We start from the raw sequence: 14,601 nt of genomic DNA, 5'->3' as shown, positions 1-14,601 counted from the left end.
GCTCCAGTCCGCGCCCGGGCACGCCCTCCCAACATGCCTAGGGAACGTCCGCCGGGACATGCGTGGTGATATCCGCCTCCAGTAGGCCGGCGAGGTCGTCGGGGTAGAGCGGGATTGCATCTTCAGAAGGTGATCGCCAGACGCCGGTGACGTTGGGCTGGTCGAGGCAGGTTCTTCGGTCCGGTTCGTAGTCCGCCGGGTGCGCCAACTGAGCGTCGAACACGAGGACGATCTCATGACCGGCTTGACCGGCGTAGGTGAAGTGGTTCTCGAGTGCACCGAGCTGGCGACCAACCGTGATCGCGAGCCCGTACTCCTCGAGGAACTCGCGCTCGAGGGTCCGCGAGGCCTTCTCGCCGAACTCGATACCGCCGCCGGCCGGACGATGGAACATCCGTCCTGTTCCGGGTTCGACGACCTCATCGATGAAGAGCTGCCCGGTCTCGGGCCGACGGATCACTGCGAGGGCGATAGCTCGGACGCTTGGCACGTACGAAAAGTAGCGTGCTGCGCCGTGCTATCGGGCCAGCCGGGAGATCGGTTCTCGCCGGGGCCGAGCGTGGGCGCGACGCCACTGGACTCTTCGTGGCTAGTTTGACCAACGCTCTCCGCGCAGGAGCAGCCGGTCAAAGTAGGACGCTGGGCCCCGGTCAATCTGCCCTGCATCTCGACAAAAATCAGCCCCGGATACTTTAAGTACGGCAGGGCAGGCGGATGCGCCACGCGGTCGGCAGGCTCGGACGTACTCCTGACGCGCCGTCCTGTCGGCCGACTCCGCTGAGGTCCCGGTCGGCGCTGGCGGAACCGGGACCGCGCTCATACACGCGACCTCGCCGCTGGTGCCGCTCGCTAGCGCCCTCAAATGACCCCAGGCGCCGATCGGTGGCGGCGCCACGGACGACCACGCTTGTGCGAACGGCAAAGTGGCACTGTCCGCGGGCTGGTTCACCTGCGTCGTCACCCCAGGCGCCCCCTGATGACCCTAGGTTGACCTGCGAAGATGCACAGAATGGAGCGACTGCAGGGCGTACGGAACCTCGATCCAGGGCCCTGCCGACCCCGCGACTGTGCCCACATGTACTGCTCTGGACCTACAGGTCGGCAAGCACCTCGTAGCGACATCGGAGTTCCGCCACCTTCGTGGCGTCCGCCGGCTTCTGCAGAGCAAGGTGCAGCCGGCTCTTTGTGAGCAGGGCCCCTTCAGGGCTGCGCACGAGGTGGAGGACCAACGCCGCGGCGTGGGCGCGGTCGTCCTCGGATACCGAGGGGTAGAGCTCCACCCAGTCAAGGGCAGCCTGCCCCCCGTACACATCACGCAGCACGCGTTGGGCTCGACGCCGGCGGACCCAACCCAGTTCCTTGCTGAGGTCGTAGTAGCGACTGAGTTCCACGTGGTCTTGGGAGTAGCCGATGTCGTCGCGCAGCAGACTGCGCTCCTCGTCGCGCTCGAGCCGACGGAGTTCACGGACACGCATCGCCGCCATCGACCGGATCTGGCGCCGTGCAGCGAGGCGTGATCGGCGACCGTCCTCATCGCGCGCCGCGAGGTACAGGGCGACAACGGTGGCAAGGAGCGTCGCAATCGCGCCAGCCCACTCCGCCACGGAACCGGTCTGCATGTCGGTGATCGTATGGTCGATCGCGCGGTTAGACGTCACCCGGCGGTATGGGTGCTGACCTGGATCGCACCACTTAGGCGTCTCAGGGAAGCGGGCGCCGATCACCGATCGGTGAGGGACGGACGTCGTCGCCAGAACAGTTCGTACCGACGGCGCTCCGTGTCGTCCGTCTCGATCTCTCGAAGCTCGTCCTCTGTTGGTGTGGTCCTGTTCAGGGTGTGGATGATGCGCGTGAGCGACGGCGGTGGTTCGGTTGGTCCGGGTCGAGACTGTCGGCGATGGACGCGATCACGCGAGTAGCGGGCGAGTTGCCACCGGAGGTTCTGGTCTGTCTCGATGACCCTCCGCCGAAGGAGCTCATCCTCCGAGGTTCCCCCGGCCACAAGCCGGTCGGCCAGTCTGTCGGCGACCGCCTCGACGACATCGAGCGGCGCCCACGTGGCGGGTCATCCGCGCTTCGACCGACGACGGATCCGAGCGACCTGTCGACCAAACGCCCACACGGCAGCAGTCAAACAATAACATTGCGGCTCAACTCGTCTTGAAACGCAAGATGGTCTGCAGAACGCCTCCGATCGGTCTGACCTCCCCTGGAGACCGCCGCGACCCGCGCAGGTTGCGTCGACTCGTTGGCCTCCGACGTTGAGAACTCGGATCAGATCACTGTTGCTGGTGTGAGGTGCAGTTGGTCCGACTAAACGGCGTGGGTGTTCTGTTCACGAGTGCTCCCACAGTTCGCCCGTGAACGATCGAGTCCAAGTCGTGCCAGCGTTGTCTGTAAACACCACACGGAGGCGGCCACGCGCGTCGGGCGGGTGCCCGGCGCGTTCGTACCCCGCCAGCTCGGCCAGCGTCAGATCGACGTGCTTCGCCTCCCCGGGGAGTAGCGACTGCGGGGACCACCCCGCCCACACCGGGTTGCCTGGAACCTGGACATGAACGACGGGTAGGTCAGACGCGTTGACGATGTGGATCGAGACGGGCGAGTCGTCAGTGACGTACTCGGTCTCGGCTGGTGACCAGTCCTCATGGCCCCAGATGGCGACGCGCAGAGCTTGAGCTCGACGCGCCGCCTCCCTGGCTCGCTCGAGTTCAGCGGCGCGCTCTCGTCGGTCTTGGCGGGTACGGCGCTCGGCGACGATGCCGAACGCCAGAGCGACGACAACCGCTCCGACAGTCCCGATCGCTGTCAGCCAGTCGAGCAACGAGGTCACGTCGGAGCCCTCTGCGGCCCCAACCAGGGAGGGTGCCTGCCCGGACATGGTCTGATACGTAGCCCAAACCAGAGGGAACGCGACGGCTGCCATGCTCTCGATCTTGCCAGGTGCACGACCAGCCAACGGCTGGGCGACTCCTCGTGCGGCATCTCATTGATGTGGATTTCGTCGTCACGGTCTCGCCTGGGCGTCCGCCTCGGCGTCATAACCCTGCACTGGAGCGGGACGCCGCTGCGCTACTCTCGGCGACGGCTGTTCACTGTCGCCGTCTGACCAACAGGCCGTGTGTCCTCCATCGGGTGTCGTAGCCCCAAGAGAGCCGAGGGATCGCCGATGGCTCGATTCGGAGCTGAGCCGGGTGAGCGCGGGTCCTCGGAGACACGGACGAACAGCGATGGGATCACGCAGGTCTACTTCGTGCCAAAGACCACGCCAGAAGTTAACTCCCCGGCGGCGGCCCGGCTTGCGGCCGGCGTCAAGCTCCTGGAGGTAATCCACTTCCAGTGGGCGTCTTTCAATCTTTCCAACGGACACCCGGCCTTGGAGCGACGACTTTCTTGGCCCGAAGTACTCGACGATCGAGAAGGTGACCCTTCCCTCAGACGTCGATGACGAATACTGGGACGTCCGTGACGTGCTGGAGAATCTCCCCTCAGGATTCACCAAGGACGTGGAGTACGGACTTGGGTTCGCGCACGAGTACGACTGGCTCGTTCGCCTGATCGAGGAGCACACGACGTGCATCGAGATGCGGTTCGTGGATGGCGGTCAGCCCCCGGCCGTCGATGGCGAGACGATCACGCTTGGGCTCGCGTGGTTTGGCGCGCTCGTGGCGGAGCTCCGGAGGATCAAGTCACGCGGCGACCACGCTTCGCTTCGTGTCCGCCGCGCCTACGGCCACAATCAGTTGGCTGAGCATCTACGAGTTGAGCCGGTCAGGTACGCATACGGGCGGCACGTGGACAGCAGGTTCATCGCCGGGGCCGCCCTTGACCGTGAGGAGGTTACAGCGGAGGTCGCAGCCTCCCTGGTGGAGGCGGTCTCGACCCATGCAGCCGAAGCGGCTCGTGTCGCCCCGGCACGCATGGTTGCCCTCCAGCGCGATGTGGAGTTAGCGAACCTTGACCACTTGATCGAGGCGTACCGCGTCGCCCTTGATGCGAGGCATCCCGAGCAATGGTGGCAGACGTTCTTCGAGGAGAACGTCTTTGCACTCCAACTCCTGTTTGGAGGTCCGACGGTCTTCGTTGACGCGCAGGTCGCGATCGGGCAAGGCGACAACCGACCTAAGGGCAAGAAGATTGCCGACTACCTCTTCCAGAACTCGATGACAAACAACGCGGCGTTGGTCGAGATCAAGAAACCCAGCACGAAGTTACTAAAGAGGCGCCCGTACCGCGCGGGAATCTATGGTGTTCAATCCGAGATAGGCGAAGCTCTGACGCAGGTGCTTGACCAGGCGCTACAACTGACTCGGCACGAGTTCGCCACCAAATCCCGGACCAGTCGAGTTTCCTGGGCGACCAGCGCCCCTCGCTGTTTCGTCGTTGCAGGTCGAGCCAGCGAACTCGACAGCGACGACAAGAAGAAGTCGTTCGACCTGTACAGGGAGCACCTTTCTGGGGTGCAACTTGTCACATACGACGAGATCCTCGAACAGTTGAAGAACCTCCGAGACTTCCTCGCGACGGATCGTCGAGCCGGATCGCCCACGATCTCCTAGGTCTCGCCCCGGCACGTCGTCCGGAGCCGGGCGTGGCTGCTCGCGGCGCGAGCGAGCTCTTCCCAGCCGACGGCCTCGACGTCACCCTCAAGGACGTCGCCCGTCGCCCGTCGCGCGGTCGCCGGCGCCGGCGGCGCGGAAGGTTGGCGGACTGCGCCCTCCGTACTTTGACCGAAGGCACGACACGGGGTGGTGCCGGTCAAAGTAGGCCGTTCAGCGGCGGTCAGTGTTCCGTGCATCTCGACACGTGTCGAGATGCAAGATACTTTGAGAATCGGGTGTCGAGATGCGGCCTACTTTAAATGTCCGCACCCGAAACATTAAATACGAAGTCCTAACAAACTAGCCGTCGACGCGCGGGACGCGCACCCGAGGAGTGGCCGACATGTGTGCCACACAACCGTCACACAACCCAGTTGCGTCCCACCACGGTTACCGCGATCGATCGGGTGAACCCCCGCTAGTGGCCTCTGAGCTCTGGCCGCGCCGTATGCGCCGAGGGTCGCCATCATGGAGCCGTGTTTGAGGACTTCACCATCGAGGACATCGCCGTCGGCGAAGCGACCCTCCACGTCAGGCACGGCGGCGACGGGCCGCCCGTGCTGCTGTTGCACGGTCATCCACGAACGGGAGCGACCTGGCACGCGGTCGCACCGCGGCTGGTGGCCGCGGGGTTCACAGTCGTCTGCCCGGACTTGCGGGGATATGGCCGTTCGACGGGCCCTGCACCAACGCCGGATCACCGTGCCCACTCGAAGCGGGCGGTCGCTGGCGACGTGGCGCAGCTGATGACGAGGCTCGGCCACGACCGCTTTCACCTGGTCGGGCACGATCGGGGAAGCTACGTGGCCTTGCGTCTGGCGCTCGATCATCCGCAGCGTGTCGACCACCTCGTCCTGATGGACTGCATCCCGATCAGCGAGCACCTCGCTCGCGCAGATGCCCGCTTCGCGACGAGGTGGTGGCACTGGTTCTTTTTCGCGCAGCCCGACGTCCCCGAGCGGGTCATCTCCGCGGACCCCGACGCCTGGTACCACGGTGACCCGCGGGTGATGGGGGCCGACAACCACGCCGAGTGGCGCCGAGCGATCCACGATCCGCGGGTGGTGCGCGCGATGTTGGAGGACTACCGCGCGGGCCTGACCATCGACCGCATCGATGAGGAGGCGGACAAGGCCGCGGGACGCCGCCTGGAGATGCCGCTCCTCGTCCTCTGGTCGCTCCGCGACGACCTGGAGCTGTTGTACGGCGATCCGCTGGAGATCTGGAGCAACTGGGCTTCCGACGCGCGCGGAAACGGCATCGACTCCGGGCATCATGTTGCGGAGGAGGCGCCCGACGCGCTCACCGATGCGCTCACTGGCTTCCTTCCCGCCTGATGATGACGGCGCCGTCCAGAAGTTGATACTCCGACCGTCGCACGGGTTCCCCGATGCTCCCCCGCGCCGGGAGGCTCGACCGCGGCAACTGTTGTCCGCTGAGCTGGACGACGACCAGTCGGCGCCGTATGTCGAGATGCAAGGTTGTTTGTCTGGACACTCGTCTTCGTTTGACTACCCGATACCTCCGGATCTCCGCGCGCCGCGGCCCGTGCGGACCAGGTTCAGCCGGTCGCTGCGGATGGGGTCCACCTGCCGAACCACCGCTCGGCGTTGTACGCCTCGAACCGCTCAACCTCGACAAACCCCAGCCTCGCGGCAAGGCGCATCGACCGCTCGTTCGCGGTCTGGGTGGTGAGTACGACGGCTTCACCGGGCAGTGCGGCGGTGAACTAGCTGAGTGCGGCTTCGCAGGCCTCGGTGGCGTGCCCTCGACCGCGTGCACGCTGCCCACTTCTACTTTGGATGCCGCTTCAGCCGGGTGGCCGTTCGGTCAAAGTACGGCGCTCGCGCCCGGTCAATCTGTCGTGCATCTCGACAGACGACTGTCGAGATGCCATTGCGCTGCCCCGTCCTTTGTCGTCGCCGTAGCCCGACTCAACGGTGTCGATGTCTGGGCTGTCCAGACCTGCTCCGGAGATCCGCGGTGACCCGATCGAGTACTCCGCTTGACGTACCGGGCGTCCGCGGGTGCGCTGTTCGACCGGTCGGGTTCGATGACACCCCGACTGCCTGTCCTCAGGCTGCTTCCGCCCGCACCAGGGGGTGCCCGGGCCTAGGGTCACGCCATGGACGCGCGCGTGAACCTCGTAACACTCGCCGTGCAGGACGTCGCCCGCTCCCGCCGGTTCTACGTCGACGGGCTCGGCTGGCCCGTGCTCGGGGAGGTGCCGGGCGAGGTCGTGTTCGTGAGGCTGTCGCCCACGCTCGTGCTGTCCCTGTGGCGTGCGGCCTCGTTCGTCGACGAGGTCGGCCCGGCCGGCACGCCGCCGGGGGAGGCGCCGTTCGTGCTCGCGCACAACGTGCCGACTCCTGCGGCCGTCGACGCTGCCGTCGCTGACGTGATCGCAGCCGGTGGTGCACTCGTGCACGCGCCCGTCCGGCGCGAGTGGGGCGGGTACTCGGCGTACGTCGCGGACCCGGACGGGTTCCGGTGGGAGCTCGCGTACAACCCGGGCCCCATGGGTCTGTCGCTCATGGCAGCCGACGGCCTGGCCTGACGGCGCACGCCGGGGCCCAGGTCCCGAGGTGCGGGGCCGTGGGACGCCCGTTCGGGGGTCGATGCGGAAGGATCGAGAAGGCGGCGATCCCGGCACCTGATGACGGGAGCGGGCTGTACGAGCCATACCGCCGGCGGGAACGCACCCCACGCCCCCGCCAGCCGCCGTTGACCGGTGACGAGCCGCCGACGCCTCCCAGGTGCAGCGCGAGGCAGAACAGACCGGCGAACATCAGCGTCTGGGGGGTGAACGCGTCAGGCCGGCGCCGCCTCCTCTCCGGGTGGCACGGAGGCCCGGGCGCGATGGCGCCCGGACAGTCGTTCGATGCCGTCGACGTCCTTGATGCGCTGGCTCATGATCCGGACGTGCTCACGGTACGGCGAGACTGGTCCTACTCCGCCGCCGCCTCCGCGCCTGCTGAAGGAATCCGACCTCCTCCGTGAGAGGCGTGGAGGGAAGCGAGTCGACGGTGCGTGATGTCACGCCTCTGCCCACGGCCAACGGGTCGCGGCTGAGGCTGTCAACGACGGCTGAATCCTGATCAGGGATCGACGTCTGAAAGTTGACCACCCTGCCTGGGTTGTCGTCAGTCCGTGCTGGCCGCCGGTGGGCGGCCGCTCCGTACACTGACCGGACGTGGCCACACCGGCGCCAGCGGGCAAGGTATGACGCTCAGCAGCGGTCGATCTGCCGTGCATCTCGACAGCAGCAGGCGGATGCGCCGCGCGGTCGGCAGGCTCGGGCGTACTCCTGACGCGCCGTCCTGTCGGCCGACTCGCTGAGTTCCCGGTCGGCGCTGGCGGAACCGCGACGGCGCTCGTGTCGAGATCCCGCCTACTTTGAAGATCCGCGACAGGTTGATTAAGTACGGCGCGCGAACTAATTGGCAGCCCGCGGCATGCTGTCCGTACGGGGGACGGGCAAGCGGACGTGGCGTCGGGACCGTCGGCCATGACGGGCCACCCTTGGCTCGACGAGGAGCCCGGAGAGCCGGACCGGTCGCGCACCTGGCTCGAAGGTGGTCAGCCGGCGTCTCCCCGGACGATGTCGACGAGCTCTCTCAGCGTGTCGATCCGGTACCGCGCCCCCGAGAAGTCACCGTCACGTGTGAAGTGGTTGTCCACGACTGCGCAGTCGATGCCGGCCGCCATCGCGGACCTCAGCCCGCGTGCGGAGTCCTCCACGACCAGGGTGTCCGATAGTGCCGCGCCGAAGCGGCGCAGGCCGGTGAGGTACGGCTCCGGGTCGGGCTTGGCGCGCTGGTAGTCCTCACGGACGAGGACGAACTCCATGAACGAGCGGATCTGCCGCTTCTCGTGGATGAGGTCGAAGTCCGCGCGCTTGGAGGTCGTCACGATGGCCAGACGCGCATGCCGCGACAGCTCGGCGAGCACGTCGACGACTCCGTCGATCTCGATGGGCTGCGTGCGCAGGTACTCCTGGTAGTAGCCGTCGCGCGCGACGCGGACCCGGTCGATCGTCGGCTCGTCGACACCCGCCGCCCTGGCCTGGGCCCACGTCCCCAGCCCTCGGCTCATGTCGCTCAGGTACTGCGCCTTGTCCAGCACCACGCCGACGTCGGCCAAGGCCCGCTCGCCAGCCGTCCAGTACCAGTGCTCGGTGTCCACGAGGACGCCGTCGTGGTCGAAGAGGATGTAGCTCTTCACGGCGAGCGCATGAGCATCACCGGGACGGCGAGTCCTGCGTCGTCGCCGAGGTCCTGGGTCAGCGGGATCCAGTCGAGACCGACCATCCTCGGGCAGTCGCACTCGAGGTCGTGATCGGTGCCGAGCACCGGCTCGCTCGCGGGGTCGACCTCCACCCGGAAGACAGTCGTCCACCCTGAGGGGTACGGGAACTCGAACACGGCACGGACCGACGTGCAGGTCAGGTCGGTCTCCTCGAGGACCTCACGCCTCACCGCCGCGGCCAGATCCTCACCGTCGTGGACCCCGCCCCCCGGCAGGGTCCAGTACTCCGGGCCGTCGTGTCGCCCCTGCGGCCCTCGCCCACGTTCCCGGACCATCAGCACCGACCCGTCGCGAACGATGATCGCCGCCACCCGCTTCCGCCCGTCCACGTCCTCATCGTTGCCGAGAGTGTCGGCCGGGGCGCGCGGATACCTAGCGGAGGCGCGTTGCGACGCGTTCACCGGGCCTCACCACCGTGGGCGTATTCCGCTTCTTCGGGCTGACCGACGGAGCTGCAATAGCCGTTGTTGTCAGCACGAGGGAGGCGAGAGTGATGGCAGGGCACAGCTCAACCAGTCGCTGCGGCTGGGATCCACGTACCGAACCACTGCTCGGCGTCGAATGCCTCGAACCGCTCGACCTCGACAAACCCCAGCCTCGCTGCCAGGCGCATCGACGGCGCGTTCGCGGTCTGGGTGATGACTACGACGGCTTCACCGGGCAGTGCGCCAGCGAACCAGCTGAGTGCGGCTTCGCAGGCTTCGGTGGCGTATCCCCGTCCCCATGCCTCCGGCAGAAGGAGGTACCCAAGGTCCACGTGGCCGGCCGCTTGGCGAACCTCGTAGTCGACGTCCCGGCGTTCTAGCTGAACGATCCCGACCATCGCTCCGTCGAGGTCGATCACGAAATGACCGGGACGCCCCTGCGGAGCCGCTGGTAGCGCGCGTTCGACCGCCTCACGCGATCGCGCTCCGCCCGTGTAGGTCCCGACCTCGGGTGATGTGTAGAGCTCGACGAATGCCGCGCGATCGCGCGCCTCCGGCGGACGGAGCAGAAGTCGAGCGGTTGCGATCGGTCCGGGTGGCCACATGACGCGCCCAAGCTCTGCCATGCCCCGACAGTACGGACGCGGCCCTGACGGTGCGTGCGGTCCCGTGCCTACGGCCACTTCCTCCTTCGGCTGCCGCGACGACGAGGACGCCGGCACGCCCAGGGCTCGCTTGATTGGTCACGGTCGCGAGCGTGACTACCCGGTTCGAAGCGGATACCGCTCAAGCACTTCCCCGATGTCGTCCGACCACCAAGCGAGCGTCACCTGGCTGCGGTCGCCGACCCGTACTGACCCCACCGGGTCAGGGCTCGTAGCTCGGCACCTGGGTGTCCGCACCGTCGCGCCGGATCGTCAGCAGGTCGTCTGCTGACATCCCCTCGTGCAGTATCGGCAGTACCCACGCCCAGTCAGCCAGGATCACCGTGGAGCCGGCGGCGAATCCGGGGATCGAGGTGATCACAGAGACCACCTCGGCGAGAACCTCCGGCGCCCGCCAGTCGATGTCGAGCGCCTGCCCCGCCACGTCCACCGCGACGAGCGCCTCATCGTCGTTCACGACGACCTGACCCGCGGAGACTGTCGCGAGTCGACCGCTCACCGCATTGAACGTGGTGTCTGGCCACACGGCGCGCAGGGTGTCGAAGACGACCGACGGGTCGAACCGGAACTCACCGTCCGCGACGGCGACGATGGAGTTAGGCATCCTGCCAACCTTTCACGGGACGATACGAACGTAGCCGCGCGGCCCGAGAGCGCTCATGGGACTCTCGAAGAAGCGCGCCGCTGCCGGGGTGTTCGTGACCCACTCGAACACGCCATTCCCTCCGAACTGTTCGGCAGCCTCTGCCATCGCCAGGAGGCGCTCGTCGATTCTGTGAGCAGCGACGCTGACGGCGCCGAGTGCGCTGTCGTTCAAAGTAGCCCGCACGGGATCGGTCAGTCTGTGCCGCATCTCGACACCGGCGTGTCCTGGTGTGTCCGATGATGCCGGCGCTTGTCGCGCGACCGCTCCTCCTGTTCGGCACGCTCCGCTGCAGTCGGCAGCTCGAGGCCGAGGGCATCGAGGCGCAGCCCATCGACGTCGCCGTCGACGGGCGCCCGCCGACCTTGGCGACGCTCTACCACGGGTCCGTCGACGAGTCCGTCCGCGAGTACTTGCGTCTGGTCTTCCGGCGCCGGATCGACGGGCGGCACCGCTGGTGGGCCGGGGAGTGGTGGCGGGACCGCGCCGACCCCCACATGGCGGCCTGATGGACCCCGAGGGTCCGTTCGCGGCCGCGAACGAGGGCGAGACGAACAGGTGCGAGCGCGGGGAGTCGCTGCCGTACGTCGATGACCTGGAAGAGGCCATATCAAGCCGGGGAGGCTGGCTTGTCGGTGCTCGGACCTAGTGTGCGGAGCATGACGCGGTATATCGACGAGGATCTGCACGGTGCGGAGTTCCGCGAGTGCGATCTGACCGGGGCACGCCTGATCGGCGTCGTCATGCAGGATGCCGTGATCGACGGGTTCGTCACCAACCTCGTGGTGAACGGTGTCGAGGTCACCGAGTACGTCGAGGCAGAGCTCGACCGGCGTCATCCGGTGCGGGTGCTGATCCGCTCCGAGGACCCTGCCGATCTGCGCGAGGCATCGCGTCAGCTCCGTGCCGGCTGGGCCGCCACGATCGAGCGGATCCGCCGTACGCCCGGCATCGAGCGCCGCAGCGTGAACGACGAGTGGTCGGCGGTGCAGACGATGCGCCACCTGGTCTTCGTCCACGACTCGTGGTTCCGCCGCTGCTGCCTGGGCTCGACGGAGCTGTTCACGCCGATGGGCATCGGGACGACCGTCGAGCCCTACCGTGGAGCGCACGGGCTCGACCTCTCCCTCGATCCGGCCCTCGACGAGATCATGCGCGTGCGTGACGCACAGGCCGCCGAGCTCGAGGCCTGGCTCGACGAGGTCACCGCTGTGCAGCTCGCAGCGCGAGCGCCGGTGCCCGACGACGATGTCTGGCCGCCGTACGCCCGGGGCCGCTCGGTGCGGCAGTGCCTCGGCACGGTGCTCAACGAGACCTTCGAGCACCACCGCTTCTGCGTCCGCGACCTCGACCTGATCGAGGCACAGGACGCTGAGTAGGGCCGGCTACGGACTCAGCATCGTGCGGATGCGGGCATCGCTGACCGTCTGCGCGGTGCCGAGCTGTTGGGCCCAGAGCCGGCCGCGGTACTTCTCGAGTATCCGGAGCCTTCGCTAGAAATCTGCAACCGATCCGCGAGGGCATGGCGACGAATGGGTTTCAAGCCTCAGCAGCCGCAGGAGGACGCTTGCACGGTCCTGCCATCCGCTCGGCGACGTACTTTCAGGCCGCGGAGGTCTCAGCGGTGCGTGGGGCATGTCCTTAGATCGACCGCACGGCATGGTGTTGGTGCGGCGCACCACCCTGGGCTCTCCGTCGGGCAACTCGATCGCGACCGTCGCCTCGACGGCGTGGACGGTGACTGTGGTGCTGGCACGGGTTTGTCCTGATCGCCAGGGGCGAGGGTCTTGGGCCTGGTGCGCAGGACGACGCGGGTCCAGCCGGTCCTCGTCCGGCGCCGAAGCGCACCTTCCACGCGCACGTGGTGCGCGAGGCCGGCTCCGCGCTCGGTCCCCGGCCCCGGCCGTATCCGGGTGCGGCCGACGTTGCGCTCTGCTAGACCTGGGCGGACGGCCGACCCCGCGTGAGAGGCACGCGAGAGCGTCCGCAGGGGGCACCGATGTCACGTGTGCTGTGGACCGTCTGGCTCGCCGGGGTCACCGACTCCGACAACTACTACAAGTCGACGACGGTGCGCTTCCTGCCTACCGACGTGGTCGCGACCATCGCGGTGTCCGCGTTCCGGGCCGAGCTTCCCGCCCGGGACAACCTCATCCGGCCCGAGGTGGACGCCTGGATCACTGAGTCAATCCCCGCCGACCAGTGGGGCTCTCACCGGTACGGGTCCTCGAACTCCCGCTGGGCGGACGGCATCAGCGAGCTGACGTTCAACATCCGCGTGTCACGGGCGGCCACCGCCGCCACGGGGATCGTGCACGACCGCCGCGACTCGGTCTCCAGCACACGCGCCGCACAGGTGCTCGAACGGGCGCTGGTGGACCGGGACACCGGCGCCATCCACCGCCTGCACACCGACATCACCCTGGAGGGCGCGACCCCCGTCGACGTCGAGGCGCTCGAGGCGGTCCTGGTACGCGGAACCCGTCTGAGCGTGGTCGGCGCGGAGCCCCTCTCCGACGAGGCGGGCGTGCTCGCACCGCGCTACGACCCCGACCGAGATCGCGTCGTGTTCGAGCCGCCGCCCGCCCGCGGCGCCTGACCCGGCTGAGGTACGGGCCGACGACTACCGCGCCTGGTGCCTGTGACAGGGTGGCGGGTCCTCCGTGCTCTGACCGACGGCGGCGCCGAGTGCCCTGTCGGTCAAAGCAGCCCGCACGGGGGTCGGTCGATCTGCGCCGCATCTCGACAACTAATTGGGCCCCCTAGTTCAACTACCCCGATTTGTCCTAGTGAGAAGTCGACCGCCGGCTCGTGAAAACCTACGACGCGGGCCAGCCCTCTCGAGCTGGGCTACCCGGTTCGAAGCGGATAGCGCTCAAGCACCTCGACAATGTCCTCCGACCACCAGGTGAGCGTCACCTCGTCTGCGGTCGCGCTGATGGGTAGTAGCTCCCTCAGGATCGCCACGTCGGTCTCGGGGAGTTCTTCGCCGATGGACAGGTGAGGCACGACCTCGTCGAACATCCCGCCGTACGGCGGCCACTGCGGAAAGGCCGCGGAGAAGATCTCCGTGAGCCGGATGAACGGCGCGCCGGGGTCGGGCACCAGGTACGTGAGTCCGCCGGCGAAGCGTCCGACCGCGGAGAGCGTGAAGCCAAATGCTCGGACCGGAGCCAGGAGCTCGCGGATGGTGCTGACGAGGGTTTCATCGACGTCGGACCGATCGACGAACGGTCCGAGCAACGTGACGTGGGGGCACACGGGCGCGACCTCGAGCCGCGCAGCGATCGACTCCAGCGCTGGAACGGGAACCTGGATCACCGTGTGCCCCATGCCCACCAGTCTGCCCATGAAGGCGCGGATGGACCGACGCAGCTTGCCGGCGGACCTGTCCGGACGGCTGGGCCGTCAACGCGCGACGCCTGACGCCGGTCGATCTGTCCTGTATCTCGACACTTGTTGTCGAGATGCGAGATGCAGGGTTGTTCGACCGAGGCAGGGATGAGCTGCCCGTGCGGCTTCTCCCGGGGACACCAAGAGGCCACGAATGCGCAGAGCGCGTCGTGACCTCTTGGTGCATTCCGGCGTGATGACGGGAGCGGGTGGTACGAGCCCTTACCGCCGGCGGGAACTCCCCCCACGCCCCCGCCAGCCGCCGTTCACCGGCGACGCGCCGCCGACTCCTCCCAGGTGCAGCGCGAGGAGGAACAGGCCGACGAACATCAGCGTCTGGGGGGTGAACGCGTCCCCGAGGTTCGCCTCGACGAGGTCGAGGAGCAGGGCGAGGGCGAAGATTGCGGCAGCGACGAGCGCAAGCATGAGCACTCCAAGGGAGGGGGTCCGGCGAGCCTGCCGGGAGGGTCTGATGCTTCCGGTGATTCGGGAGCAACCGGATCATGGCCCACGGTCACGACGACCGCTAGTGGAGAAGGGCTCCGAGATCGGAAGGACCCTGATGC

Annotated in this window: 16 protein-coding genes; 6 read left to right on the top strand and 10 right to left on the bottom strand. The window is 67.5% G+C overall.

Annotation, left to right across the window (positions count from 1 at the left end):
- Nucleotides 1–37: 37 nt before the first annotated feature.
- The 3 genes from KG103_RS18510 to KG103_RS18500 all read right to left on the bottom strand — a co-directional run bounded on the left by KG103_RS18510 (nt 38) and on the right by KG103_RS18500 (nt 2,926).
- On the bottom strand, nt 38–460 hold the full coding sequence (locus KG103_RS18510; protein ID WP_207340030.1) for an NUDIX domain-containing protein: 423 nt from the start codon (nt 458–460) through the stop codon (nt 38–40).
- 631 nt (nt 461–1,091) lie between these two features.
- The gene (locus KG103_RS18505; protein ID WP_207340029.1) at nt 1,092–1,619 is read right to left on the bottom strand and encodes a hypothetical protein; all 528 of its coding nucleotides are present in this window, start codon (nt 1,617–1,619) and stop codon (nt 1,092–1,094) included.
- A 716-nt stretch (nt 1,620–2,335) separates the two neighbouring features.
- Complete coding sequence (locus KG103_RS18500; protein ID WP_207340028.1) at nt 2,336–2,926, bottom strand: hypothetical protein; 591 nt, start codon at nt 2,924–2,926, stop codon at nt 2,336–2,338.
- Between the two features lie 496 nt (nt 2,927–3,422).
- On the opposite strand from KG103_RS18500, the gene KG103_RS18495 reads away from it, so the two are divergent.
- The 3 genes from KG103_RS18495 (at nt 3,423) to KG103_RS18485 (ending at nt 7,158) form a co-directional block, all read left to right on the top strand.
- Complete coding sequence (locus tag KG103_RS18495; protein ID WP_207340027.1) at nt 3,423–4,559, top strand: Shedu immune nuclease family protein; 1,137 nt, start codon at nt 3,423–3,425, stop codon at nt 4,557–4,559.
- 518 nt (nt 4,560–5,077) lie between these two features.
- Complete coding sequence (locus KG103_RS18490) at nt 5,078–5,938, top strand: alpha/beta fold hydrolase (protein ID WP_207340026.1); 861 nt, start codon at nt 5,078–5,080, stop codon at nt 5,936–5,938.
- A gap of 788 nt (nt 5,939–6,726) precedes the next feature.
- Nucleotides 6,727–7,158, top strand: a complete 432-nt coding sequence (locus tag KG103_RS18485; RefSeq protein ID WP_207340025.1) for a VOC family protein — start codon at nt 6,727–6,729, stop codon at nt 7,156–7,158.
- A 1,022-nt stretch (nt 7,159–8,180) separates the two neighbouring features.
- Here KG103_RS18485 and KG103_RS18480 read toward each other — a convergent pair.
- The 5 genes from KG103_RS18480 to KG103_RS18460 all read right to left on the bottom strand — a co-directional run bounded on the left by KG103_RS18480 (nt 8,181) and on the right by KG103_RS18460 (nt 10,852).
- Nucleotides 8,181–8,825 carry an HAD family hydrolase gene (locus tag KG103_RS18480; RefSeq protein ID WP_207340024.1) on the bottom strand — a complete coding sequence of 215 codons (645 nt, stop codon included), beginning with the start codon at nt 8,823–8,825 and terminating at the stop codon, nt 8,181–8,183.
- Nucleotides 8,822–9,310, bottom strand: a complete 489-nt coding sequence (locus KG103_RS18475; protein WP_207340023.1) for an NUDIX domain-containing protein — start codon at nt 9,308–9,310, stop codon at nt 8,822–8,824. The genes KG103_RS18480 and KG103_RS18475 overlap by 4 nt, the downstream gene beginning before the upstream one ends.
- A 107-nt stretch (nt 9,311–9,417) precedes the next feature.
- Nucleotides 9,418–9,939 carry a GNAT family N-acetyltransferase gene (locus KG103_RS18470; RefSeq protein WP_243656312.1) on the bottom strand — a complete coding sequence of 174 codons (522 nt, stop codon included), beginning with the start codon at nt 9,937–9,939 and terminating at the stop codon, nt 9,418–9,420.
- A gap of 262 nt (nt 9,940–10,201) precedes the next feature.
- Nucleotides 10,202–10,603 (bottom strand): hypothetical protein, encoded by a 402-nt coding sequence (locus KG103_RS18465; RefSeq protein ID WP_207340021.1) that lies wholly within the window; start codon nt 10,601–10,603, stop codon nt 10,202–10,204.
- A 12-nt stretch (nt 10,604–10,615) separates the two neighbouring features.
- On the bottom strand, nt 10,616–10,852 hold the full coding sequence (locus KG103_RS18460) for a hypothetical protein (protein WP_207340020.1): 237 nt from the start codon (nt 10,850–10,852) through the stop codon (nt 10,616–10,618).
- Between the two features lie 29 nt (nt 10,853–10,881).
- Here KG103_RS18460 and KG103_RS18455 point away from each other — a divergent pair, with 29 nt between their 5' ends.
- From KG103_RS18455 to KG103_RS18445, 3 genes are all read left to right on the top strand, one after another.
- The gene (locus tag KG103_RS18455) at nt 10,882–11,151 is read left to right on the top strand and encodes a hypothetical protein (protein ID WP_207340019.1); all 270 of its coding nucleotides are present in this window, start codon (nt 10,882–10,884) and stop codon (nt 11,149–11,151) included.
- Between the two features lie 126 nt (nt 11,152–11,277).
- The gene (locus KG103_RS18450; protein ID WP_249670904.1) at nt 11,278–12,021 is read left to right on the top strand and encodes a DinB family protein; all 744 of its coding nucleotides are present in this window, start codon (nt 11,278–11,280) and stop codon (nt 12,019–12,021) included.
- Between the two features lie 620 nt (nt 12,022–12,641).
- Complete coding sequence (locus tag KG103_RS18445; RefSeq protein WP_207340017.1) at nt 12,642–13,241, top strand: hypothetical protein; 600 nt, start codon at nt 12,642–12,644, stop codon at nt 13,239–13,241.
- A gap of 251 nt (nt 13,242–13,492) precedes the next feature.
- On the opposite strand, the gene KG103_RS18440 is transcribed toward KG103_RS18445, so the two are convergent.
- Together KG103_RS18440 and KG103_RS18435 are read right to left on the bottom strand one after the other, a co-directional pair.
- Nucleotides 13,493–13,975: a 2'-5' RNA ligase family protein gene (locus KG103_RS18440; RefSeq protein WP_207340016.1), complete on the bottom strand. Its 483-nt coding sequence runs from the start codon at nt 13,973–13,975 to the stop codon at nt 13,493–13,495.
- 282 nt (nt 13,976–14,257) lie between these two features.
- Complete coding sequence (locus tag KG103_RS18435) at nt 14,258–14,461, bottom strand: hypothetical protein (RefSeq protein ID WP_207340015.1); 204 nt, start codon at nt 14,459–14,461, stop codon at nt 14,258–14,260.
- Nucleotides 14,462–14,601 lie beyond the last annotated feature (140 nt).

It is taken from the genome of Cellulomonas wangleii (genome assembly GCF_018388445.1).
GTDB classification, from domain to species: domain Bacteria; phylum Actinomycetota; class Actinomycetes; order Actinomycetales; family Cellulomonadaceae; genus Cellulomonas; species Cellulomonas wangleii.
This window is presented reverse-complemented; position numbering and strand designations above follow the sequence as displayed.

What these genes read in the sequence shown, in the direction of transcription:
- KG103_RS18435 (WP_207340015.1), bottom strand. Translation starts at nt 14,461, where the DNA reads ATGCTTGCGCTCGTCGCTGCCGCAATCTTCGCCCTCGCCCTGCTCCTC.
- KG103_RS18485 (WP_207340025.1), top strand. Translation starts at nt 6,727, where the DNA reads ATGGACGCGCGCGTGAACCTCGTAACACTCGCCGTGCAGGACGTCGCC.
- KG103_RS18500 (WP_207340028.1), bottom strand. Translation starts at nt 2,926, where the DNA reads ATGGCAGCCGTCGCGTTCCCTCTGGTTTGGGCTACGTATCAGACCATG.
- KG103_RS18440 (WP_207340016.1), bottom strand. Translation starts at nt 13,975, where the DNA reads ATGGGGCACACGGTGATCCAGGTTCCCGTTCCAGCGCTGGAGTCGATC.
- KG103_RS18445 (WP_207340017.1), top strand. Translation starts at nt 12,642, where the DNA reads ATGTCACGTGTGCTGTGGACCGTCTGGCTCGCCGGGGTCACCGACTCC.
- KG103_RS18470 (WP_243656312.1), bottom strand. Translation starts at nt 9,939, where the DNA reads ATGTGGCCACCCGGACCGATCGCAACCGCTCGACTTCTGCTCCGTCCG.
- KG103_RS18455 (WP_207340019.1), top strand. Translation starts at nt 10,882, where the DNA reads ATGATGCCGGCGCTTGTCGCGCGACCGCTCCTCCTGTTCGGCACGCTC.
- KG103_RS18460 (WP_207340020.1), bottom strand. Translation starts at nt 10,852, where the DNA reads ATGCGGCACAGACTGACCGATCCCGTGCGGGCTACTTTGAACGACAGC.
- KG103_RS18465 (WP_207340021.1), bottom strand. Translation starts at nt 10,603, where the DNA reads ATGCCTAACTCCATCGTCGCCGTCGCGGACGGTGAGTTCCGGTTCGAC.
- KG103_RS18505 (WP_207340029.1), bottom strand. Translation starts at nt 1,619, where the DNA reads ATGCAGACCGGTTCCGTGGCGGAGTGGGCTGGCGCGATTGCGACGCTC.